The organism is Pseudoalteromonas gelatinilytica, assembly GCF_001641615.1.
In the GTDB taxonomy this organism is placed as follows: Bacteria; Pseudomonadota; Gammaproteobacteria; order Enterobacterales; family Alteromonadaceae; genus Pseudoalteromonas; species Pseudoalteromonas gelatinilytica.
The window spans coordinates 1-23,048 of record NZ_LRRU01000015.1; the positions used below are offsets into that span (position 1 = coordinate 1).

Sequence of the window (23,048 nt, forward strand, 5' to 3'; positions counted from 1 at the left end):
TGGGCTGATACTTTATTAGGGATCTACATATGTAGATCCCTTTTTATTTATGTACATAAAATCATAGGGTTAACATTAAAACTTACGCAAAAAAAACATTCGCGAGCAGATGTATTTTCTATATATTCAATAGCTTAAGTAGTTAATTGAAATTTTTCTAATTATTACTAGAATTGATCGCTAGGGGGATCAATGGACAGAGTAGTAATAATAGATACAGAGACAACTGGCTTGTCTCCACGCAAGGGCAAGCATCGCATTGTTAACCTTGCTGCCGTAGAAATAATTGATGGCGATATCACAGGCAGCATCTTCCACTACTTCTAAAACCCTGAAGGTAAGAAGAGTACGTCGGAAGCCCACGCGGTACACCAAATTGAAGATTCATTTTTGCTTGATAAGCCAACGTTCTGCCAAATAGCTGAAGAATTTCTAGAGTTCATAGATGGTGCACGACTTTCCTTTTACAATTCAGAATTTGATGTTGATTTCCTGCAATCAGAAATTGATCGATGTGGACTAGATATTGTCTTCAATAGAGATTACGACGTATCTTGCTTGATGAGGGATTTTGCCAATAGGGAAAACTATGGGAAATGGGTCAAATTAGATAATGCTTGCATACGTTATGGTATAGACATTACTGAAAGAAAATCACACGGTGCCGCAATAGATGCCTTTATTACAGCGGAGCTGTACCTGAAGTTTCATTATTCGAGTGACAAACCACTTGCGAAGACACCGCATCAAAATGAACGTGTCGAGCCTACAGCCTTTCCAATCCCAAGAGCCTACAAAGATCCTATCACTGGTAAAGCTATTCAGCTTAACTACTGTAAGAACCCAAACTGCCGAAACTATGGTGTAGCCGCACTTAATCCCAAACGCAAAGCTGATGGCTCTATAATGCGAGGGTTAGGTAATGATTATAGGTTTACTAAAACAAAGATAGGTCGCGTGTTAACTTGCATCATCTGCGGCACAAGTACAAAACTGATAAACAACAAAGCTTTCGTTGAAGAGTCAAATAGGCAAAAGCAAATATTTTCCAATAAAGAGATTTGTTGCCCTGATAAGAAACTTGAAACATCACGACGACGAACTAGGCCATGTCGAAATGCGGTGGTAAATTGGTTAGATAAGCCTAAGCGTTACACCTTAAGAGGCACAGTACCGTCAACAGTAGAGTCATTGAAGTATCGAGAAGCCCAAAGGATTGAATGCAATGCCTGTCACAATCCTTTCAACGTACCGTTGAACGCTGAGTATGGTCAAAAGAGAGCTGATATCAATGGAATATTGTTCAGAATGCTTATTAACAAAGGTATCGTCAACAGAATGGAAGAAATTTTGGATGTGCCTATCACTTTAATTTACCACCGTATCGAGTTTTTCTTTAACCAGTGTGTTGAGTTTGACCGTTGGCACATACAGAACAACATTCAGGCTTTAAAAGGCAAAACCCTAGAAGTTAGTATGGACAGGCAGCACTACCTGTCTAACTGGAGTGATAAGAAGGACAGTCGCCCTACGAAACTGGTAAATACTTCAACGGTAGACAATAAAACTCGATTTGTATTTGCTAGTACAGTTAACTTCGACACCACCTCAGACTGGGAAGTAATTAAAAGAGACATTAGCAGATGTAGTGATCTTAAGAAGCCTGAACACAAGAGAAGGTATGGTCAGTACGTTCTATCCAATCAAGAAGTCGAAACTGATGACGTTGATGATACCCTGCCTCTGAAAGCACCAAATAAAAATTTACTAGTGCAACAAACTTATTCTCTCATGGCACACCTTGAAGTGATAAAACAGTACGTAAATGAGGCGCGTTACACTCGTTTATTCGCAGATGCCGACGAAGGCTTTGAACTTGGTATTGGGTTAGTGATGAAAGAACAGATTGCGGCCAGCAAACTCTACCCTGTGCTTGTAAAAGCAGAAAGGAACAATGCCAGCCAAATGCAAGACAAGCGTGCCTGGTCAGAACAAGTTCTTCTTAAGCATGGGATTACTATGAGCGACATAAAGAGGGCCAAAGTTGATAGAGAAAAACTAGCTCAAATATCGCAACAATATTGGGCTGCCGAGATGCACAAACGTACTATTGAATCAGGATCGGCTAAATCAGAGTGGTTAGTTCATCCATTTCCTAAATCTAGACATTCTGTTCAAGTAAAACCATTAGTAGGCTTTCATGGCGCTATATCTGTTAGCCAAACGCTATCTGAGAATTTGTTAGATGTATCTACATATGGAGTTGATAACTACTTTCAAATGATACGCCGCCGAATCAATATGTTCGAGCGACCAATAACATCAGCCACAAACAGTAAACGATGGAATGGCTACGCTTCATACAACCCTAAATGGGCGGTTATGATTATTGAGATATTGAGGGTCTACAACAACTACGTATTGACCGACGAAAAGTCACTTAAAAACAAAGGACTGTATCAGGAAGCAACAACACCAGCTCAAAAGCTTGGCATTACAGATAAGAAATATACAATAGAAGATATTCTAGACTTTACAGTCGCGAGCAAAATTAAAAACTTACAATAAGGAAGTCAATGATTAAAGGAATAGAGAACAGAGCTAAGCTAGCTGTCGGGGTGTCGGCATTCGCTATATTAATAATGGCATTTCAATGGTCAATCATTGATTGGATAACTCCTTTCTTGATGATGCCGTTGATGCTTGTGGTATTTATTGTCTTTTTAACGGGACTCGGTTTTAGCATTTCATGTCTTTTTAAGTTCAAAGAAATTAGGTGGTTGGCAACAATTCCCTTAGCAGTCCAATTGGTTGCCCTTGCTGTACTAGAGTTTGTTCCGTTTACGAAGCTCTGGATAAATGCAGATTTCCACTTATATGAATCTCAACGTCAAGAAGTCGTCGCAAGGGTTTACTCTGGCGAGCTTGTCTCTAATGTACAACATAATTCATCGTTAATAGCACTAGGCTCTGAGTATTCAAAAATATCAATGGGCGGAAATGAGATTGTGGTTCAAGATATCGACGGTTCGAAATACGTTTTCTTCTACACCTTTAGAGGGATATTGGACAACTATTCTGGTTTTTTATATGTCCCTGACGGCGGCGACCCAAGGAGCTATGCGGATTTAGATGAAGAAGATGTAACTCAAATAATAAAATACGCAGACAATTGGTACTACACCTCACACCATTAATTACAGTAGACCTACTAACCTATTGTTTTTAATGAGGATATACCTGCTCTCGAATGTAATTTTCGACATATCTTGATGGCTAAGCATTTGATTTCACGTTGAAATAAAAAAGGGATCTGAGTATTCAGATCCCTAATAAAGTATTAGCCCAGCTTAATGCGGGCTTTTTAACATCTGTAAGAAGGCTTACTTCACTTCTTTACCAGCTGCTTGTTGGTCAGCATGGTAGCTTGAGCGAACAAATGGGCCACAAGCTGCATGTGTAAAGCCAATTTCATCTGCATACTCTTTTAGTCCATCAAACTCTGCTGGCGGCACGTAGCGTTTAACCGGTAAGTGGTGCTTAGAAGGTTGCAAGTATTGACCTACGGTAAGCATATCAACGTTGTGTGCGCGTAAATCGCGTAACACTTCTTCGATTTCACTGATCTCTTCACCAAGACCCACCATCAAGCCAGACTTCGTTTTCACATTTGGGTGCGCTTCTTTAAAACGACGTAATAGCTCAAGTGACCACTTATAATCAGCACCTGGACGCGCTAATTTGTATAAACGCGGTGCTGTTTCTAGGTTGTGGTTAAATACATCTGGTGGCGTCTCAATTAAGATATCAAGGGCTCTGTCCATACGACCACGGAAATCAGGTACTAAGATTTCAATTGTGATATTTGGATTGTGCTTACGAATTTCACGAATACAATCAGCAAAATGCTGTGCACCGCCATCACGTAAGTCATCACGGTCTACTGACGTGATTACAACATAGCTCAGCTTCATGTCTTTAATAGTCAGTGCGAGCTTTTCAGGCTCAGCTGCATCTGGCTTTAATGGACGGCCGTGGGCAACATCACAGAACGGGCAACGACGAGTACAAATTGCACCTAAAATCATGAAAGTCGCTGTACCGTGGTTGAAACATTCAGATAGGTTAGGGCATGATGCCTCTTCACACACTGAGTGCAAACCATGTTTACGCATCGCTTGTTTAATACCATCAATACGCTCGGTTGATTTTGGTAAGCGAATTTTTAGCCACTCTGGCTTACGCAGCATTTCGTTCTTTTCAGTCGGTAAAACTTTAACTGGGATCAGCGCCATTTTTTCTGCATCACGCAGTTTTACGCCCGGTTCCATTTTGACTGGTTTATTCATTCGTTTTCAAACCCTTCAGTGTGCTTAACCACAGTAGCATTAAGCTTTTTAATCATGTGTTTTACAAGCCCTGAACCTGCTTGCTCGAGGTTTTGCGGACCGTTAAGGTCGGTTGTTTGCACCATGTTCATGCCAGCATAGCCGCATGGATTAATACGTAAAAATGGACTTAGATCCATGTTTACATTAAGTGCTAAACCGTGGAAAGAGCAACCGCGGCGAACGCGAAGACCTAATGAAGCAACTTTGCTATCGTTAACGTAAACACCCGGTGCATCTGCTTTTGCGTAGGCATCAATGTCATAGTCTTTTAACGTGTCGATAATGCACTCTTCAAGCCAGGTTACCAGCTCTCTTACACCAATGTTTAAACGGCGTAAGTTGAACAGCACATACATCATTTGCTGACCCGGTCCGTGGTAGGTTACTTGACCCCCACGGTCTACTTGGATCACTTCGATATCACCGGTATTTAATAAGTGCTCAGCTTTACCAGCTTGGCCTTGCGTAAATACAGGCTCGTGCTCTACAAGCCAAATTTCATCGGCAGTGTGCTCATCACGGGTGTCGGTAAAAGATTGCATTTTTTGCCAAATTGGCATGTAACGCTGACGACCTAATTGACGAACGATTAATTCTCTTTCGCTCACGAGTTACTCCGTAATCGGCCTATAGCATGTGACGTACGTCATCGATGTTGCTGATCACGTTATAAATTTCTTCAATGTGCTCTTTACTTGTAACGGTTGCTACAAGCGTCACAGATTCGTAATTACCCTTGCTGCTTGGTTTAACCTTTGGCGCATAGTCGCCCGGTGCAATTGGTTGCAGCTTTTCTAGGATCTGATCCGTCAGATTTACGTTTGCTAAGCCCATGATTTTAAATGTGAATGGGCAAGGGAAATCTAAATACTCGTCAAACTTAGTATTTTTTACAGGTTGAACCACGACGGTGACTCCTCAAACAATGCGTGTGCTTAAAAGAAGTGATCTCTACCATTTCTTGATATTAAGCAAACTTAGATTACGACGCACTCGACCCAGCGCGACTGATATGGGGCGCATTCTATCATTTTTCAGACAAAAAAAAACGCCTTGCGATGCAAGGCGTTTATAAACTTTATGACCAGATTACTGGATCTGTAAACGTAGGTAATCGTAAATCTTGCTAAAGAAGCTGCCTTCTTCCACTTCTTCTAGTGTAACTAGTGGATATTGTGCAATTTCTTCACCTTCAAGTTGTAAGAAAAGCGTGCCTACTTTCGTGCCTTTAGCAAGCGGTGCTTCTAATGTTTTATCAAGCTCGAAGTTCGCTTTTAAGTTTTTACGTTGGCCACGTGGAATAGTAATTGGCGTATCTTCTAGTATACCTAGCGATACGTTTTCTTTGTTACCCATCCAAATACGTTGCTCAGCAAAGCTGTCGCCTGCTTTGTATGGTGTGATTGTTTCGAAAAAGCGGAAACCGTAGTTTAATAGCTTTTTGCTTTCAACTTTACGTGCACGCTCGCTTTCTGTGCCCATCACTACCGCGATTAAACGCATGTCGTCTTTTGTTGCTGAGCTAACTAAGCTGTAGCCTGCTTCTGATGTATGGCCTGTTTTAATACCATCAACATTCATGCTTTCATCCCACAACAATGAGTTGCGGTTGTATTGCTTGATGCCATTAAACGTAAATGATTTTTGTGCGTATACTTCATATTCATCTGGAACATCACGAATAAGAGCAGCACCTAATGTTGCCATATCGCGTGGTGTTGTGTAGTGCTCGTTAGTATCTAAGCCGTGGCTGTTAATGAAGTGACTATTCGTCATACCAAGCTTTTCTGCATGGGCATTCATTAAATCAGCAAATGCACTTTCACTTCCAGCAATGTGCTCAGCCATTGCGACACAAGCATCGTTACCTGATTGAATAATAATACCGTGGTTAAGGTCATCAACACTGATCTGCTTACCCACTTCGATAAACATTTTTGATGACTCAGGGAAATTTTTTGCCCACGCTTTTTCGCTTACAGTAACCATATCAGTTGGCGCAATATTGCCTGCTTTGATTTCTGTACCAATTACATAACTGGTCATCATTTTGGTTAAACTAGCCGGTGCTAATTTGGTATCTGCTTCGCCTTCGGCAATCACTTTACCTGTGGTGAAATCAACCAGAAAGTAACCTTTCGCATTAACTTGAGGTGGGGCAGGGATGATTTGGGCTGTTGCTGAAAATACGCTAGCAGTGCAAACAAGGCCACAAACGCCACTTAAGATTTTATATTTTATAGATTTCATCGTACTCATTAATGGTTAAAGTTAAACATGTCGCGTTGACCTATTCTAAAGGCCTTACTCACTGTAAAGCAAGAACGCGTTCTGAAATTGGTTTTGTTTTAGCTTCTCTAAAACTGCTTGTGCTTCTGCGGCATCTTTTATTGGACCGAGACGTAATCGATAGATCCCGTCTTTTTCAACAATGTTTGTTGGCACATGATATTGCTGACGAAGTTGAAACGCGAGCGCCTCAACATTAGCAAGAGTACTTCCCGCTGCAACCTGTATGTAGCTTAAACGAGGGGCAGAATTGGCGAGGGTAACAGCCTCAACCTTAACACGGGCTGTACCTTGTCGGTAATAACCTAATTTATAGGCCGCAGAATAAGATAAATCGATAATACGGTCATCATGAAATGGGCCACGGTCATTGACGCGAACAATCACTGATTTTCCATTATCTAAATTTGTTACTCTGGCAAAGCTCGGTAGCGGTAGCGTTTTATGGGCGGCTGTCATCGCAAACATATCGTACACTTCGCCGTTTGAGGTGTGATAATTGTGAAACTTTCGACCATACCACGAAGCAATGCCTTCTTCTGCATAGCCAGTTTCATCTAGCATCGGCGTGTAGCGTTTACCGCGAACCTCGTAAGGACGGCTAGCGCTTGCACTTTTAACAACCGCAGTGACAATCGCATCTTGCATTTCCAACTCGGTTGGTTTTCGAAGCGGGGCTGCATCATGCTCCAAGGCATAACGGCCTTGTTGCGAAGATGAACTACATGCTGCTAGCAGCACAGAAAATAACGCAATAAGTAAGAAGTTGACTCGCTGTGTCATTATTTTAAAAGCATCCTTTTATCGGTGGCGATTGACATGATAATGCCAAATCCGGCCATTAAGGTCACCATTGAGGTGCCACCATAACTTATCAGAGGTAACGGAACACCGACAACCGGTAGTAAACCCGATACCATGCCAATATTAACAAATACATAAACAAAGAAGGTCAGTGTTAATGCGCCAGCAAGTAGTTTACCAAACGCATCTTGAGCGTTCACTGCGATATACAACCCACGACCAATGATAAATAAGTACATACACAATAATAAACAGACCCCAAACAGGCCAAACTCTTCGCTCAGTACAGAAAAAATAAAATCGGTATGACGCTCAGGTAAAAACTCTAGTTGCGATTGCGTACCTTGCAGCCAGCCTTTCCCTTCAATTCCTCCCGAGCCAATTGCAATTTTCGATTGAATAATGTGGTAACCAGAGCCAAGCGGATCGCTTTCAGGATCTAAAAAGGTCAGTACTCGTTGCTTTTGATAATCAAGCATCACGTAATGCCAAAACGGCCAAGCTGCTAATGCCACTGTCGCTGATAAAAAGCCAATCAAGCGCCAACTAAGACCAGATAAAAACAATACAAAAATACCTGAACTGGCAATCAAGATAGATGTACCTAAGTCGGGTTGCTCTTTAATTAAAATGGTGGGCACCATCACAATCACAAAACCAATAATTAAGTGCAGCGGTCGAGGCGGTAAATGATTGCGACCAATATACCAAGCAACCATCATAGGCACGGCAATTTTCATTAATTCTGACGGCTGGAAACGGGTCACACCTAAATCAAGCCAGCGCTGAGCACCTTTCGAACTTACCCCGAATAACAACACCCCAACCAGCATCAAAAGGCCGATGCAATAAAGAGGGATAACCATGCTTTTTAATGTATTAGGTGAAAATTGCGCGAGTATAAACATGCCTAGGATAGCGCCAAACATACGTGTTGCGTGGCGTATCATCATCGCTGAGTCTTGGCCGCTGGCACTGTATACAATCGCAAGGCTGGCTACCATCATCGTCATCAGAGCTAGAAGCAGCGGTAAGTCTAGGTGTAGGCGCTGCCATATTGAACGCTTTTTATTTAATGGGATCATGGCGCATCACTCTGGGCAATTTGTATTGGGTTCGCTGAAAAGTAGTAATCCATCAATTGGCGCGCAATTGGCGCACCAACCGTACCACCACCACCGGTGTTTTCAACCACCACAGAGACCACTATTTGTGGGTCTTTGTAAGGAGCAAAACCAACGTAAATAGCGTTATCTCGCTGACGCTCTTTAAGTGACTTAGCATCATAACGCTCTCCTTGGGCAATACTTACAACCTGAGCAGTACCCGTTTTACCTGCTGGGTCGTAATTTGCTCCTTTAAATGCTTTATGGGCGGTGCCGGTGACTTTATGCACGGTGTTGTGCATGGCATCTAGTGCAATTTGCCAATGATGAGGGTTTTTGAGTACCAAAGGTGGTTTCTCATCATTGTTGATCTGTGTTACTTCGTCTTCTTTTTTCGCTACCTGCACAAGATGTGGCGGGTGATCTAAACCTCGATTTACTAAGATGTTGGTAGCATTAGCAATTTGCATCGGTGTGGCGGTCCAATAGCCTTGGCCGATACCCACTGAAATCGTATCACCGCGCCACCATGATTCTCTAAAACGTGCTTCTTTCCATTCTCTAGAAGGCATAATGGCGGCAGTTTCTTCATGAATATCAATACCCGATAGCTGGCCATAGCCAAACTGTGACATAAAATCGCTGATTTTTGTAATACCGAGTCGATAAGAAACATCGTAAAAATAGGTATCGCATGATTCTTCAATGGCACGATACACATCAACATGACCATGACCCCAACGTTTCCAGTCACGCCATTTGTGCTCTACGTTAGGAATTTGGAAAAAGCCCGGATCCCAAATTTGTGTTTGCTCGGTTACCAGTCCTTCTTCAAGGGCAAGAATTGCCATATGGGGCTTAACCGTTGAGGCAGGCGCATAGCGGCCTTGGGTAGTCCGGTTGATAAGTGGTCGGTCTGGGTTTAATAATTCTTTATAATCTTTACTGCTGATGCCATGCACAAATAAGTTAGGGTCATAACTTGGGTTGGAATACATGGCTAAAACACCACCATCTTTAGCGTCTAGTACCACGATGGCGCCACGCATATCCTTCAATGCGTGCTGAGCAATTTGCTGTAGGCCAATATCCAGAGTTAGTACTAAGTCGTGACCAGGCTCAGGGGGTGTGAGGCTTAAAGTACGTATAACTCGGCCACGGTTATTCACTTCAACGCGCTGTGAACCAACTACACCATGAAGAAGTTCTTCGTAATACTTTTCGATACCTAGCTTACCAATGTCGTGCGTTGCGCGGTAGTTGGTTGCTTGGTCTTCTGCTTCCAGTTTGGTGAGCTCTTTTTTGTTGAGTTTGGCAACATAACCTAAGGCATGGGTGAGGGTATCACCATATGGGTAATAGCGAGCTAGACGCGCTTCGATACTAAAGCCTGGAAACTTATGCTGATTAACCGAAAATTTTGCAACTTCGGTTTCATCTAAACGGGCTTTTAATACTTGGCTTTTAAAGCGGCGGTTGTGCTTAATGTCATCTAAAAAGTCAGCTTTTTGTTGCTCACTAATTTCAATAACTTTTTCAACTTCGCTCAGTGCCTGTTCGAGGTTATCAACCTCTTCGGGGATCACTTCTAAATTATAAACCGGCTTGTTCTCTGCCAGTAACACGCCATTTCTGTCATAGATAAGGCCACGGTTAGGGGCGATAGGAATGACTTTGATTCGGTTATCATTCGAGCGGGTTTGATAATCTTGATGCTCAATAACTTGGATGTTGTATAAATTTGATAGCAACACGCCAATTAACAGTGTAACAAACACAAAACCCACAAATGCTCGGCGGGCAAATAAATTAGCTTCAGCCGAGTGATCTCGAATTGTGGGTCTGTGTTTTCGCATTGGCTTTACTACTCGCGATGATAAGGGTGGTTGTTATTCAAGCTCCAGCCACGATATAGGCTTTCAGCAACAATAATACGCACTAAAGGGTGCGGTAGTGTTAGGTTGGATAATGACCACTTTTGCTCTGAGGCTGCGATACACTCAGGCGCTAAGCCTTCAGGACCGCCGATCAGCAAGCTGACATCACGGCCATCAAGTTGCCATTTTTCCATACTTTTTGCCAGCTGATGGGTATCCATTGGTTTACCAGTTACTTCTAGCGTAACAATGCGGTTGCCTTTAGGGATCGCAGCTAGGGTCTTTTCGCCTTCAAGTTGTAAAATACGTTTGATATCCGCATTTTTACCACGTTTGCCTGCGGGGATTTCAATTAGTTCAAGAGGCATATCACGCGGAAAACGGCGTTGATATTCAGTGAATCCGGTTTCAACCCATGCTGGCATTTTGGTACCAACAGCAATCAATTGTATTTTCAAAATGGTTACCTATGTCCTTGCTAAGGGTTAACCCCAAAGTTTCTCTAGATCATAGAAATCGCGAGTTTGGTCTTGCATTACGTGCACAACCACATCACCTAGGTCAACAAGCACCCATTCGCCTTCATTTTGGCCTTCGTAACCAAGCGGTTCTTCACCTGCATGGCGTGCTTCTTTAGCAACGTGAGCTGCAATTGATTGCACGTGACGTTTAGAGTTACCAGAGCATACTAACATGTAATCGGTAATGTCAGATTTACCACGAACATCAAGCTGAACCACATCACGGGCTTTCATATCGTCGACTTTATCAAGGGCAAATGCGAGTAGTTGTTTAGAATCCAAAGTGTTTTCTCAAAAATAAATAATCGTAATTTGTTATTTTATCACGTAGGCAGTATTTATTCATCTGTTTGGTAAAGATGATGCTGCGCAATGTATTGACTGACAGCAGTAGGTAAAAGTTCCGCTGTGGTAGCATTTAATTGTAACTTTTCTCTGATTTCACTAGACGCAGCATTTACTTGTAAGCCATTTAAAAATAATAACTTACCAGCAGGAGCGTGTTGTAGTTGACAGAGCTGCTCCGTAAAGGCATGAGCTTTATAGGCAGCGAGTTCACCGTCTACTTGGCAGTGTTGCCCCGGACGCTGGTACACCACAATGTGACAAAGCTTGACAATTTCTTGCCATTTAAACCATTTATCTAGGGTATTGAATGAGTCCATACCGATTAAAAACATAATCGGTGCTGATGGGTTTTCTGCGCGCAGTTCTTCAAGGCTTAATAGCGAATACGAGGCACCTTCTCGGTTTAACTCACGGTAATCGATGGCAAAGTGTGGATTGTTTTCAATGGCGAGCTTTAGCATGTTAATACGGTGCTCATCACTGATCCCAGGTTTTGCTTTATGGGCAGGAATAGCGCAAGGCATAAAATAAAGGGTATCGAGTTGACACTGCTGAACACATTGCTCGGCCATATTAATATGACCTAAGTGAATTGGATCAAAGGTGCCACCGAAAATAGCAATCATCAATGGTTACTCTTAATCAAGGTTCGGATGACAAGGTAATGGCATTGCCACAGGTTGGCAAAACACTAAGCATATTTGCATTAATGCTTGATAAGGAGCAACCAAATTACCTTGCTTATAAGCCGCATCAAACTGTGCTAAATGCTTTATGATTTGTTCGAGGGTATTAATATTTAAGCGATTTAAAGCTTGCTGCACAGCGGCTTGTTGGTTTTTCCAAATATTAAACTGCTTGTATAAATCAGCCATATTGGCACCGCTTAAACGGCCGTGTTGCAATGCCAGTAAGTTAGTAGCTTCTTTATTAATGGCCCAAAAAATACTCATGGCTTCAGTGTTATCGGCAGCCAGTTTTGTCATCACTTTAACCGCTTGATCAGCATGACCACTCAATAAAGCATCGCTTAAATCAAAAATATCAAACTTTGATTGGTTGAGTAGTCCTTGCATCACAGCTTGCTGGTCAATCAGTTCGCTACCATAAAGCAAAGACAGTTTTTCTAATTCTTGGTGGCAGGCTAGTAAGTTACCTTCAGTGGCATCAATTAAGCTTTGTTTTGCGTTGTTGTGAAGATTTAAGTTTAGACGATAACACTGTTCATCTAACCAACGGCTTAGGTGGTTACCCGTAAGCGGATAACACGGAACAAATAAACCTTGTTTATCTAAGGCTTTGAACCAAGCGCTGCGTTGTATATCTTGGCTGGCTTTGGCACCTTTTAAAACCAAAATAGTATCGGGATTAGCAAGCTCAACAAGTTGCTTAAAGATTTGACTGCCTTGCGTACCTGGTTTTTGTTCGTTTAAATCAAACTCGATTAAGGTACGAGCGCTGAATAGCGACATACTTTGGTATTGAGCAACAATTTCTTGCCAGTCAAAACCCGGCATTAAGGTAAATTTAATGACTTCGTCAAAGCCATGTTGTTTAGCTGCTTGGCGTATTTGCATGACGCACTGCGCAATTTGATAAGGCTCTTCACCAAATACCATATAAAAAGGCGCTAAGCCTTTTTTTAACTGGCTAGGAAGTTGGTTTGCATAACAACGCATTACAGTTGTGATAACTCACGAACGATACGACGACTTGCTTGCTTCCGAATTTCGCTTAATAGCAAATCAAGCTCTTTTGCTTTGGCAAGGGCATTGTCTGGGTCGTCTTGGTAGTTACGATACAATTCAAAGCTTTGATTAATGGCTTTTTGTCCTGGGCGCTTCAAGGTATAGCTTACACTGTAGGCAAGTTCATACTCAGCAACCTGACCATTATCAAATAATGACAAGATTTGACGCTCTAAACGGTCTTTGTGGATCTTTAACTCAGGGTGTTTACCACCTTGGTTAAGTTCAACTTTGCTCGCAATAAGCTCTTTTTCAACTAATTCGAAAAGCGCTGACTTTTCATCATCGCCAACAAGCGTGATGACTTTTAAGTCGTCAGGCAAGTTAGAGGCTTTCTTTAAATGAAAGCCACAACTTGTCAGCAGTAAACAGACTAGCGCAAGGGCTAGTCCGTTTTTCAGTGCGTGAAGCGCTGCCATCTTAGTTAGCAACCACGTTAAGTAGTTTGCCTGGTACGTAAATTACTTTACGGATAGTCGCGCCATCAGTGAACTTAGTCACGTTTTCTTCAGCAAATGCTAATGCTTCAACTTGCTCTTTAGTTGCATCTGCAGGCACTGTTAGCTTAGCACGTAGCTTACCGTTAACTTGTACAATGATTAGCTTCTCATCTTCAACAAGTGCTGACTCATCAACTGTTGGCCATGCTGCATCTAAGATATCGCCTTCTTTGCCAAGGTCTTGCCATAACTGGTGACACATGTGCGGTGTGATAGGCGCAAGCATGATAAGTAATGCTTCAAGTGCTTCGTTAGCAATTGCTACATCTTGTTTATCAGCAAGTGGTGCTTTAAGTAACTTGTTCGAAATTTCCATGATTGCAGCGATTGCAGTGTTGAATGTTTGACGACGCTCAACGTCATCAGTCACTTTTGCAATTGCTTTATGAAGTTCACGGCGAAGTACTTTTTGGTCGTTATTTAACGCTGATTTATCAAGCGCTTGATAACCTACTGTTTCAACATCAACAGCGTATTTCCAAATACGTTTTAAGAAACGCATTGCACCTTCAACACCTGAATCAGACCATTCAAGAGTTTGCTCTGGTGGTGCAGTGAACATCATGAATAAACGCACTGTGTCCGCACCGTACTGGGCGATAACTTGTTGTGGGTCGATACCGTTATTTTTCGATTTCGACATTTTGCTCATGCCTGCAGAGAATACTGGCTCGCCATCTTCTTTGTGCCACGCTTTAACAACACGACCTTTGTCGTCTGTTTCAGTTTGTACGTCTGTTGGTGAAATCCAGATATCACCGCCTTTCTCATCTTTACGATAGAAAGTATCTGCCAATACCATGCCTTGACATAGTAAGCGCTCAAATGGCTCATCAGAGGTTACTAAACCAAAGTCACGTAATAATTTGTGGAAGAAACGCGAGTAAAGTAAGTGCAAGATCGCATGCTCAATACCACCGATGTATTGGTTTACTGGTAACCAGTAATTTGCTGCACCTGGTTCAATCATGCCTTCGTCAAAACGTGGGCTACAGTAACGAGCGTAGTACCAAGACGATTCCATGAAGGTATCGAAGGTATCTGTTTCGTGGAATGCAGGCGCACCATTTACAGTTGTTTTAGCCCACTCAGGATCAGCTTTGATTGGTGAAGTAACACCATTCATTACCACGTCTTCTGGTAAGCGAACTGGCAGCATGTCTTCTGTTGCAGCAAGCTCATTACCATTTTCGTCGCTTAACATTGGGATTGGGGAGCCCCAGTAACGCTGACGGCTAACACCCCAGTCACGTAGACGGAAGTTCACTTTACGCTCACCTACACCCAGTGCTTCTAGTTTGTCTGCAACGGCATTAAACGCTGCTTCAAATTCAAGGCCGTCGAACTCACCAGAGTTAACTAACACGCCTTTTTCAGTGAATGCTTGGTTGTCTAAATCAACGCTTTCTTCTGAACCTTCAGCTGGCGCAATAACTTGAGCAATCTCAAGGCCATACGCTGTTGCAAACTCGTAGTCACGTTGGTCGTGCGCAGGAACAGCCATAACAGCGCCTGAGCCGTAATCCATTAATACGAAGTTAGCGACCCAAATTGGTACTTGCTTACCTGTCAATGGGTGAATTGCATAAAAGCCTGTTGCAATGCCTTTTTTGTCCATGGTCGCCATGTCTGCTTCGGCGATTTTCGTGTTTTTACACTCATCAACAAACATTGCTACAGCATCGCTGTTTTTAGCGGCTTCTTGAGCAATCGGGTGACCAGCAGCAACAGCTACATACGTCACACCCATGAAGGTATCTGGACGCGTTGTATAAACACTGAATGTGTCTTCGTTATCAGCACGCTTAAATTCGATTTCTAAACCTTCAGAACGACCAATCCAGTTGCGCTGCATGGTTTTAACTTGCTCAGGCCAGTGATCAAGCTTATCTAAATCATCTAATAGCTCTTGTGCGTAATCAGTGATTTTGATGAACCATTGTGGAATTTCTTTTTGCTCAACAATCGCACCTGAACGCCAACCACGACCATCAATTACTTGCTCGTTAGCAAGTACTGTTTGGTCAACTGGATCCCAGTTAACTGTTGACATCTTTTTGTAAACTAAGCCTTTTTCGTAAAGCTTAGTGAAGAACCATTGTTCCCACTTGTAGTATTCTGGGTGACATGTTGCGATTTCACGATCCCAGTCGTAACCAAAACCTAGTTGCTTTAACTGGTTACGCATGTAATCGATGTTTTCGTAAGTCCACTTAGCAGGGGCCGTGTTGTTTTTAATTGCTGCATTTTCAGCTGGTAGACCAAACGCATCCCAACCCATAGGTTGCATTACGTTTTTGCCTTGCAAGCGTTGGAAGCGTGATACTACGTCACCAATGGTGTAGTTACGAACGTGACCCATGTGGAGTCGGCCGCTTGGGTATGGGAACATAGATAGACAGTAATACTTTTCTTTGCTCTCATCTTCAGTGACTTTAAATACTTGGTTTTCTTCCCAGTAGGCTTGTACTTTTGACTCAATGTCTTGCGGGTTATATTGCTCTTGCATCTACGATTCCAGACTTCTTGCAAATTAATAAAAAATTGTCGATAAGGATAACCCAAAATACATGCTAATCACAGCGGCAAATAGGCGCTTTTGTTAATTTTCCAAGGAAATATATTTTCAGGGCAGGTTAACCTATACTCAACTAGAATAACGGTTGATTTTTCATCACTTTTGAAGGAGTAAACGATGGCAGATTATAAATCTTGGCTGAGTGATTTGAGTGCTTGGCTTAAAGACGTAAAAGATCATGAGCTCAAGGATGCAATGGAGAAATTTGTTGAATCAGAGCAGGCACTTAAAGATTTAGGGCAAGAAAAATTAAATCAGTATCGTGACTATTTACAACGCGATATCGACCACATCAAAGAAAACGACAGTCACTATGATTCACTCGCATGGCTCGAGCTTAAAGAGTCGCTTTGGTACGAGTTGTCGCACATTGAAGATAAAACTCAGCTCGAATGGCAAGCCTTAAACCAAGATTTTCAACACAATGGTGTTTATCAAGAAGGAGAATGGATAGCCATGGGCACATTAGTATGTAAAAATTGTCAACATAGTTACGATGTTTACCATGCTACGCAAATTACTCCTTGTACTGAATGTGGCGGTATTTATTTTCGCCGTAAGGCATTACAACCTTAATCAGTGACGCAAGCTTGTGCTGGGCGTTACCTATAATGCCCAGTCAAGACTGGGAAATAAGAAGTTAGAATGACAAAAAAACTAATCCCACTACCTGTTTCTGCGTTAGCACCTGAGATTGCGGCGAGTCATGTTGCCACGTGTATGCAAAACCCATATCCAGAAGCGTTGCCATTTATTGGCCAGCAACGTGCGCAAAGTGCCCTCGACTTTTCACTGGGCATGGAGTTACCTGGTTATAATGTTTATGTGATGGGTGAAGCTGCACATGGTCGATACACTTTAGTAAAAGACAAACTCACAGCCCATTCTAAAGACCGCCCAACGCCTAATGAGTGGTTGTATGTTAACAACTATGACGACCACCGTGAGCCAATCGCGTTATTTATGCAAGCCGGTCAATCGAAGCAATTAGCTGACGATATAGACTCTTTTATCGACGAAGTACTCGATACATTCCCAGCAGCTTTTGATAACCCGGGTTATCAGCGCAAGAAAAAATCAATCGACCGTGAGTTTAACGATACCTATGATGCGGCAATTACTGCTGTTGAAATTGCTGCTCTTGAGCAAAGTGTTGCGCTGATTGAAGAAAATGGTGTTGTTGGATTTGCGCCTTTAGTTGATGGTAAACAACTGAGCGACAATGAATTTTCAGCCCTAGAAGAGCCTCTACGTATTGAGTTTTATGAGGTTATTGAAAAACTTGAAGACGCATTAATCGAAGCATTGATAGAGCTACCTCGTTGGAAACGTGAATCATCTGAAAAACTGCGTAATCTTAAAAAATCTACCGCAGAGCTTGCTACGAAACCACTTATTAAAGCCCTTGAGCATAAATACGCCACGCATATTGGTGTATTACGTTACTTAAAAGACATCCGCGAAGAAATTATTGATGCAGTTCTTGAGTGGCTTGACGACGATGACAACGACGAAAACAAAGAAGATTTTGACCGTAAAGGGATGCTAACGGACTTCTTTGCGCCAAATATTCTCGTGGAATACAAAGAGGGCGATGCAGCCCCTGTGGTGTATGAGCCGAACCCAACCTTTGGTAATATTTTCGGTAAAATTGAATATGCGACTTCGCAAGGCTCGCTTATCACCAGTTACCGCTCAATTCAGCCTGGGGCACTGCATCGTGCCAATGGTGGTTATTTGATTATGGATGCCGAGAAAGTCATGGCGAACCCACAAGTGTGGGATGGCCTAAAACTGTCTTTAAAAACGCATCAAATTAAAAACGACTTACCCTATCAAGACAGCTCTGTAGGAAGTAGTTTTACACTACGTCCGCAGCTTATACCTCTTGATGTAAAAATAGTGCTGCTAGGCTCTCGCGACCTTTATTACACGATAGGTGAATATGATGAAGAGTTTGCTGAGTTATTCCGTGTCCTTGCTGACTTTGATTACTACTTGCCAAGTAGCGATAAACTGCAATATCAGTTCATTACCAAGGTGACTGAATATTGCCAGCAAACCCTTAATTGCACTGCAAATGAAGCAGCGATGGCAAGACTATTGAAGTTTAGTTACCGCCAAGCTGAGCATCACAATAAGCTCTCAGCTCGTTTTGCTGATGTATTGGAATTAGTGGCAGAAGCGAGTTTTTATGCCAAGCAAGATGGGCAAACTATGATTGATGCTCATCACATTGATGAAGCCATTGTAGGCAAGCAATACCGCACCGGACAAATTTCAGAAACCATGCTGAGTGATATCAAAGAGGGGCAAATTTTAATTGCAACCGAAGGTCACGCAGTGGGCAAAGTAAATGGTTTAACTGTGCTGCACATTGGTGATACTTCATTTGGTACCCCTGCACGTATTACCGCCACTGTGTACGCAGGTGCAGATGGCGTAATTGACGTTGAACGAGAAGCTGAACTGGGTAAAGCCATTCACTCAAAAGGGGTGATGCTATTAACCGGTTACTTAGGCAATAAATATGCTCAGCAATTTAGTCTAACGCTCAGTGCCAATATCGCGATAGAACAAAGCTATGGCTATATTGATGGAGATAGTGCTTCATTAGCAGAGCTATGCGCGCTGATATCAGCTATTACGAACTTACCTATTAGCCAATCTATTGCACTGACTGGTTCAATTAACCAGCATGGTGATGTGCAATCAATTGGTGGCGTCAACGAGAAAATAGAAGGCTTCTTTAAGCTTTGTAAAATGCGTGGCCTAACCGGCGAGCAAGGGGTGATTATTCCTAAGTCAAATCAAGTTAATTTAGTGCTTGATGATGAAGTGATTGATGCCGTTGAAAAAGGGCGCTTTAACATTTATGCCGTTGAAACCGTTGATCAAGCACTGAGTTTATTAATGGATAAAGACGCAGGCGAAATGACCGCAGAAGGTTATCCAGAAGGCTCTATTAATGCACTTGCGTTAGCAAGGCTTGCCAATATTGCGGATATCGTAAATGGCGATAATGATGATGAGAAGGACGCTGAATGATTAATTTAATACTTTTACTGATCATTGGTATTTTTTGCTTTTTAATTTTTAAAAATAGTAAAAAAGCGAAGCTTCAAGCACTTGAAAATGAGAAGCTTGCCGCGGATTTTTTAGCGAATAATGGCAAAGCTGATGATGTTCATGAAACCGCATCTGGGTTGCAATACAAAATTGAGCAAAGTTCAGGTAATGACGCAAAGCCAAGTGCAACCAGTAAAGTAAAGGTTCACTATCACGGTACGCTTATGGATGGCAGTGTTTTCGACAGCTCAGTGGTAAGAAATTCGCCAATTAGCTTTGGTTTAAATCAAGTGATTGCAGGCTGGACCGAAGGCTTACAACTTATGAGCGAAGGGGATAAGTTTACCTTTTATATCCCGCCACAGCTTGCATATGGCCGTAAACGTGCAGGCAGCATTCCAGCAGGCTCGCTACTGATATTTGATGTAGAGCTGATAAAGATAGAATCTTAAAATGTAAAAAAGGCTTCATTAAGATGGGCTGATACTTTATTAGGGATCTACATATGTAGATCCCTTTTTATTTATGTACATAAAATCATAGGGTTAACATTAAAACTTACGCAAAAAAAACATTCGCGAGCAGATGTATTTTCTATATATTCAATAGCTTAAGTAGTTAATTGAAATTTTTCTAATTATTACTAGAATTGATCGCTAGGGGGATCAATGGACAGAGTAGTAATAATAGATACAGAGACAACTGGCTTGTCTCCACGCAAGGGCAAGCATCGCATTGTTAACCTTGCTGCCGTAGAAATAATTGATGGCGATATCACAGGCAGCATCTTCCACTACTTCTAAAACCCTGAAGGTAAGAAGAGTACGTCGGAAGCCCACGCGGTACACCAAATTGAAGATTCATTTTTGCTTGATAAGCCAACGTTCTGCCAAATAGCTGAAGAATTTCTAGAGTTCATAGATGGTGCACGACTTTCCTTTTACAATTCAGAATTTGATGTTGATTTCCTGCAATCAGAAATTGATCGATGTGGACTAGATATTGTCTTCAATAGAGATTACGACGTATCTTGCTTGATGAGGGATTTTGCCAATAGGGAAAACTATGGGAAATGGGTCAAATTAGATAATGCTTGCATACGTTATGGTATAGACATTACTGAAAGAAAATCACACGGTGCCGCAATAGATGCCTTTATTACAGCGGAGCTGTACCTGAAGTTTCATTATTCGAGTGACAAACCACTTGCGAAGACACCGCATCAAAATGAACGTGTCGAGCCTACAGCCTTTCCAATCCCAAGAGCCTACAAAGATCCTATCACTGGTAAAGCTATTCAGCTTAACTACTGTAAGAACCCAAACTGCCGAAACTATGGTGTAGCCGCACTTAATCCCAAACGCAAAGCTGATGGCTCTATAATGCGAGGGTTAGGTAATGATTATAGGTTTACTAAAACAAAGATAGGTCGCGTGTTAACTTGCATCATCTGCGGCACAAGTACAAAACTGATAAACAACAAAGCTTTCGTTGAAGAGTCAAATAGGCAAAAGCAAATATTTTCCAATAAAGAGATTTGTTGCCCTGATAAGAAACTTGAAACATCACGACGACGAACTAGGCCATGTCGAAATGCGGTGGTAAATTGGTTAGATAAGCCTAAGCGTTACACCTTAAGAGGCACAGTACCGTCAACAGTAGAGTCATTGAAGTATCGAGAAGCCCAAAGGATTGAATGCAATGCCTGTCACAATCCTTTCAACGTACCGTTGAACGCTGAGTATGGTCAAAAGAGAGCTGATATCAATGGAATATTGTTCAGAATGCTTATTAACAAAGGTATCGTCAACAGAATGGAAGAAATTTTGGATGTGCCTATCACTTTAATTTACCACCGTATCGAGTTTTTCTTTAACCAGTGTGTTGAGTTTGACCGTTGGCACATACAGAACAACATTCAGGCTTTAAAAGGCAAAACCCTAGAAGTTAGTATGGACAGGCAGCACTACCTGTCTAACTGGAGTGATAAGAAGGACAGTCGCCCTACGAAACTGGTAAATACTTCAACGGTAGACAATAAAACTCGATTTGTATTTGCTAGTACAGTTAACTTCGACACCACCTCAGACTGGGAAGTAATTAAAAGAGACATTAGCAGATGTAGTGATCTTAAGAAGCCTGAACACAAGAGAAGGTATGGTCAGTACGTTCTATCCAATCAAGAAGTCGAAACTGATGACGTTGATGATACCCTGCCTCTGAAAGCACCAAATAAAAATTTACTAGTGCAACAAACTTATTCTCTCATGGCACACCTTGAAGTGATAAAACAGTACGTAAATGAGGCGCGTTACACTCGTTTATTCGCAGATGCCGACGAAGGCTTTGAACTTGGTATTGGGTTAGTGATGAAAGAACAGATTGCGGCCAGCAAACTCTACCCTGTGCTTGTAAAAGCAGAAAGGAACAATGCCAGCCAAATGCAAGACAAGCGTGCCTGGTCAGAACAAGTTCTTCTTAAGCATGGGATTACTATGAGCGACATAAAGAGGGCCAAAGTTGATAGAGAAAAACTAGCTCAAATATCGCAACAATATTGGGCTGCCGAGATGCACAAACGTACTATTGAATCAGGATCGGCTAAATCAGAGTGGTTAGTTCATCCATTTCCTAAATCTAGACATTCTGTTCAAGTAAAACCATTAGTAGGCTTTCATGGCGCTATATCTGTTAGCCAAACGCTATCTGAGAATTTGTTAGATGTATCTACATATGGAGTTGATAACTACTTTCAAATGATACGCCGCCGAATCAATATGTTCGAGCGACCAATAACATCAGCCACAAACAGTAAACGATGGAATGGCTACGCTTCATACAACCCTAAATGGGCGGTTATGATTATTGAGATATTGAGGGTCTACAACAACTACGTATTGACCGACGAAAAGTCACTTAAAAACAAAGGACTGTATCAGGAAGCAACAACACCAGCTCAAAAGCTTGGCATTACAGATAAGAAATATACAATAGAAGATATTCTAGACTTTACAGTCGCGAGCAAAATTAAAAACTTACAATAAGGAAGTCAATGATTAAAGGAATAGAGAACAGAGCTAAGCTAGCTGTCGGGGTGTCGGCATTCGCTATATTAATAATGGCATTTCAATGGTCAATCATTGATTGGATAACTCCTTTCTTGATGATGCCGTTGATGCTTGTGGTATTTATTGTCTTTTTAACGGGACTCGGTTTTAGCATTTCATGTCTTTTTAAGTTCAAAGAAATTAGGTGGTTGGCAACAATTCCCTTAGCAGTCCAATTGGTTGCCCTTGCTGTACTAGAGTTTGTTCCGTTTACGAAGCTCTGGATAAATGCAGATTTCCACTTATATGAATCTCAACGTCAAGAAGTCGTCGCAAGGGTTTACTCTGGCGAGCTTGTCTCTAATGTACAACATAATTCATCGTTAATAGCACTAGGCTCTGAGTATTCAAAAATATCAATGGGCGGAAATGAGATTGTGGTTCAAGATATCGACGGTTCGAAATACGTTTTCTTCTACACCTTTAGAGGGATATTGGACAACTATTCTGGTTTTTTATATGTCCCTGACGGCGGCGACCCAAGGAGCTATGCGGATTTAGATGAAGAAGATGTAACTCAAATAATAAAATACGCAGACAATTGGTACTACACCTCACACCATTAATTACAGTAGACCTACTAACCTATTGTTTTTAATGAGGATATACCTGCTCTCGAATGTAATTTTCGACATATCTTGATGGCTAAGCATTTGATTTCACGTTGAAATAAAAAAGGGATCTGAGTATTCAGATCCCTAATAAAGTAT

Annotated in this window: 18 protein-coding genes and 2 pseudogenes; 7 read left to right on the forward strand and 13 right to left on the reverse strand. The window is 41.9% G+C overall.

The features are described from left to right. Window positions 1–192: 192 nt before the first annotated feature. Both NH153_RS06880 and NH153_RS06885 read left to right on the forward strand, forming a co-directional pair. Window positions 193–2,568: pseudogene (locus NH153_RS06880) on the forward strand (exonuclease domain-containing protein). 8 nt (window positions 2,569–2,576) lie between these two features. Continuing rightward, window positions 2,577–3,197: a hypothetical protein gene (locus NH153_RS06885; protein WP_058584966.1), complete on the forward strand. Its 621-nt coding sequence runs from the start codon at window positions 2,577–2,579 to the stop codon at window positions 3,195–3,197. Between the two features lie 186 nt (window positions 3,198–3,383). Here the strand turns inward: NH153_RS06885 and lipA are convergent, their stop codons facing one another. The 13 genes from lipA to leuS all read right to left on the reverse strand — a co-directional run bounded on the left by lipA (window position 3,384) and on the right by leuS (window position 16,093). Then, window positions 3,384–4,349 carry a lipoyl synthase gene (lipA, locus tag NH153_RS06890; RefSeq protein WP_063702293.1) on the reverse strand — a complete coding sequence of 322 codons (966 nt, stop codon included), beginning with the start codon at window positions 4,347–4,349 and terminating at the stop codon, window positions 3,384–3,386. Beyond that, on the reverse strand, window positions 4,346–4,999 hold the full coding sequence (gene lipB / locus NH153_RS06895) for a lipoyl(octanoyl) transferase LipB (protein ID WP_082874010.1): 654 nt from the start codon (window positions 4,997–4,999) through the stop codon (window positions 4,346–4,348). The genes lipA and lipB overlap by 4 nt, the downstream gene beginning before the upstream one ends. A gap of 19 nt (window positions 5,000–5,018) precedes the next feature. Beyond that, entirely contained in the window at window positions 5,019–5,297 is a 279-nt protein-coding gene (ybeD, locus tag NH153_RS06900) for a DUF493 family protein YbeD (protein ID WP_054551674.1), read from the reverse strand. A 183-nt stretch (window positions 5,298–5,480) separates the two neighbouring features. Continuing rightward, window positions 5,481–6,641: a serine hydrolase gene (locus tag NH153_RS06905; protein ID WP_063702297.1), complete on the reverse strand. Its 1,161-nt coding sequence runs from the start codon at window positions 6,639–6,641 to the stop codon at window positions 5,481–5,483. Between the two features lie 54 nt (window positions 6,642–6,695). After that, window positions 6,696–7,463: a septal ring lytic transglycosylase RlpA family protein gene (locus tag NH153_RS06910; RefSeq protein WP_063702299.1), complete on the reverse strand. Its 768-nt coding sequence runs from the start codon at window positions 7,461–7,463 to the stop codon at window positions 6,696–6,698. Further along, a complete protein-coding gene (gene rodA / locus NH153_RS06915; RefSeq protein WP_063702301.1) occupies window positions 7,463–8,569 on the reverse strand; it encodes a rod shape-determining protein RodA in 1,107 nt (368 codons plus the stop codon). The genes NH153_RS06910 and rodA overlap by 1 nt, the downstream gene beginning before the upstream one ends. Then, the gene (gene mrdA / locus NH153_RS06920; RefSeq protein WP_063702302.1) at window positions 8,566–10,446 is read right to left on the reverse strand and encodes a penicillin-binding protein 2; all 1,881 of its coding nucleotides are present in this window, start codon (window positions 10,444–10,446) and stop codon (window positions 8,566–8,568) included. The genes rodA and mrdA overlap by 4 nt, the downstream gene beginning before the upstream one ends. Before the next feature lie 8 nt (window positions 10,447–10,454). Beyond that, window positions 10,455–10,925, reverse strand: coding sequence for a 23S rRNA (pseudouridine(1915)-N(3))-methyltransferase RlmH (rlmH, locus tag NH153_RS06925; RefSeq protein ID WP_036967350.1), 471 nt, complete (start codon window positions 10,923–10,925; stop codon window positions 10,455–10,457). A 27-nt stretch (window positions 10,926–10,952) separates the two neighbouring features. After that, window positions 10,953–11,270, reverse strand: a complete 318-nt coding sequence (gene rsfS / locus NH153_RS06930) for a ribosome silencing factor (protein WP_063702304.1) — start codon at window positions 11,268–11,270, stop codon at window positions 10,953–10,955. A 56-nt stretch (window positions 11,271–11,326) separates the two neighbouring features. Next, window positions 11,327–11,962 carry a nicotinate-nucleotide adenylyltransferase gene (gene nadD / locus NH153_RS06935; protein WP_063702306.1) on the reverse strand — a complete coding sequence of 212 codons (636 nt, stop codon included), beginning with the start codon at window positions 11,960–11,962 and terminating at the stop codon, window positions 11,327–11,329. 12 nt (window positions 11,963–11,974) lie between these two features. Continuing rightward, window positions 11,975–13,015, reverse strand: a complete 1,041-nt coding sequence (gene holA, locus NH153_RS06940) for a DNA polymerase III subunit delta (protein ID WP_063702308.1) — start codon at window positions 13,013–13,015, stop codon at window positions 11,975–11,977. Next, window positions 13,015–13,503 (reverse strand): LPS-assembly lipoprotein LptE, encoded by a 489-nt coding sequence (locus NH153_RS06945; protein ID WP_063702311.1) that lies wholly within the window; start codon window positions 13,501–13,503, stop codon window positions 13,015–13,017. The genes holA and NH153_RS06945 overlap by 1 nt, the downstream gene beginning before the upstream one ends. 1 nt (window position 13,504) lies before the next feature. Beyond that, the gene (leuS, locus tag NH153_RS06950) at window positions 13,505–16,093 is read right to left on the reverse strand and encodes a leucine--tRNA ligase (RefSeq protein WP_063702313.1); all 2,589 of its coding nucleotides are present in this window, start codon (window positions 16,091–16,093) and stop codon (window positions 13,505–13,507) included. Window positions 16,094–16,279: 186 nt separating this feature from the next. Here leuS and NH153_RS06955 point away from each other — a divergent pair, with 186 nt between their 5' ends. The 5 genes and pseudogenes from NH153_RS06955 (at window position 16,280) to NH153_RS06975 (ending at window position 22,904) form a co-directional block, all read left to right on the forward strand. Continuing rightward, window positions 16,280–16,738, forward strand: coding sequence for a zinc ribbon-containing protein (locus tag NH153_RS06955; protein WP_054551664.1), 459 nt, complete (start codon window positions 16,280–16,282; stop codon window positions 16,736–16,738). Window positions 16,739–16,807: 69 nt separating this feature from the next. Beyond that, a complete protein-coding gene (locus tag NH153_RS06960; RefSeq protein WP_063702315.1) occupies window positions 16,808–19,210 on the forward strand; it encodes a Lon protease family protein in 2,403 nt (800 codons plus the stop codon). Next, window positions 19,207–19,683: an FKBP-type peptidyl-prolyl cis-trans isomerase gene (locus tag NH153_RS06965; RefSeq protein WP_063702316.1), complete on the forward strand. Its 477-nt coding sequence runs from the start codon at window positions 19,207–19,209 to the stop codon at window positions 19,681–19,683. The genes NH153_RS06960 and NH153_RS06965 overlap by 4 nt, the downstream gene beginning before the upstream one ends. A 216-nt stretch (window positions 19,684–19,899) precedes the next feature. Beyond that, a pseudogene (locus NH153_RS06970) lies at window positions 19,900–22,275 on the forward strand (exonuclease domain-containing protein). A gap of 8 nt (window positions 22,276–22,283) precedes the next feature. Continuing rightward, window positions 22,284–22,904 carry a hypothetical protein gene (locus NH153_RS06975; protein WP_058584966.1) on the forward strand — a complete coding sequence of 207 codons (621 nt, stop codon included), beginning with the start codon at window positions 22,284–22,286 and terminating at the stop codon, window positions 22,902–22,904. Window positions 22,905–23,048: the final 144 nt, after the last annotated feature.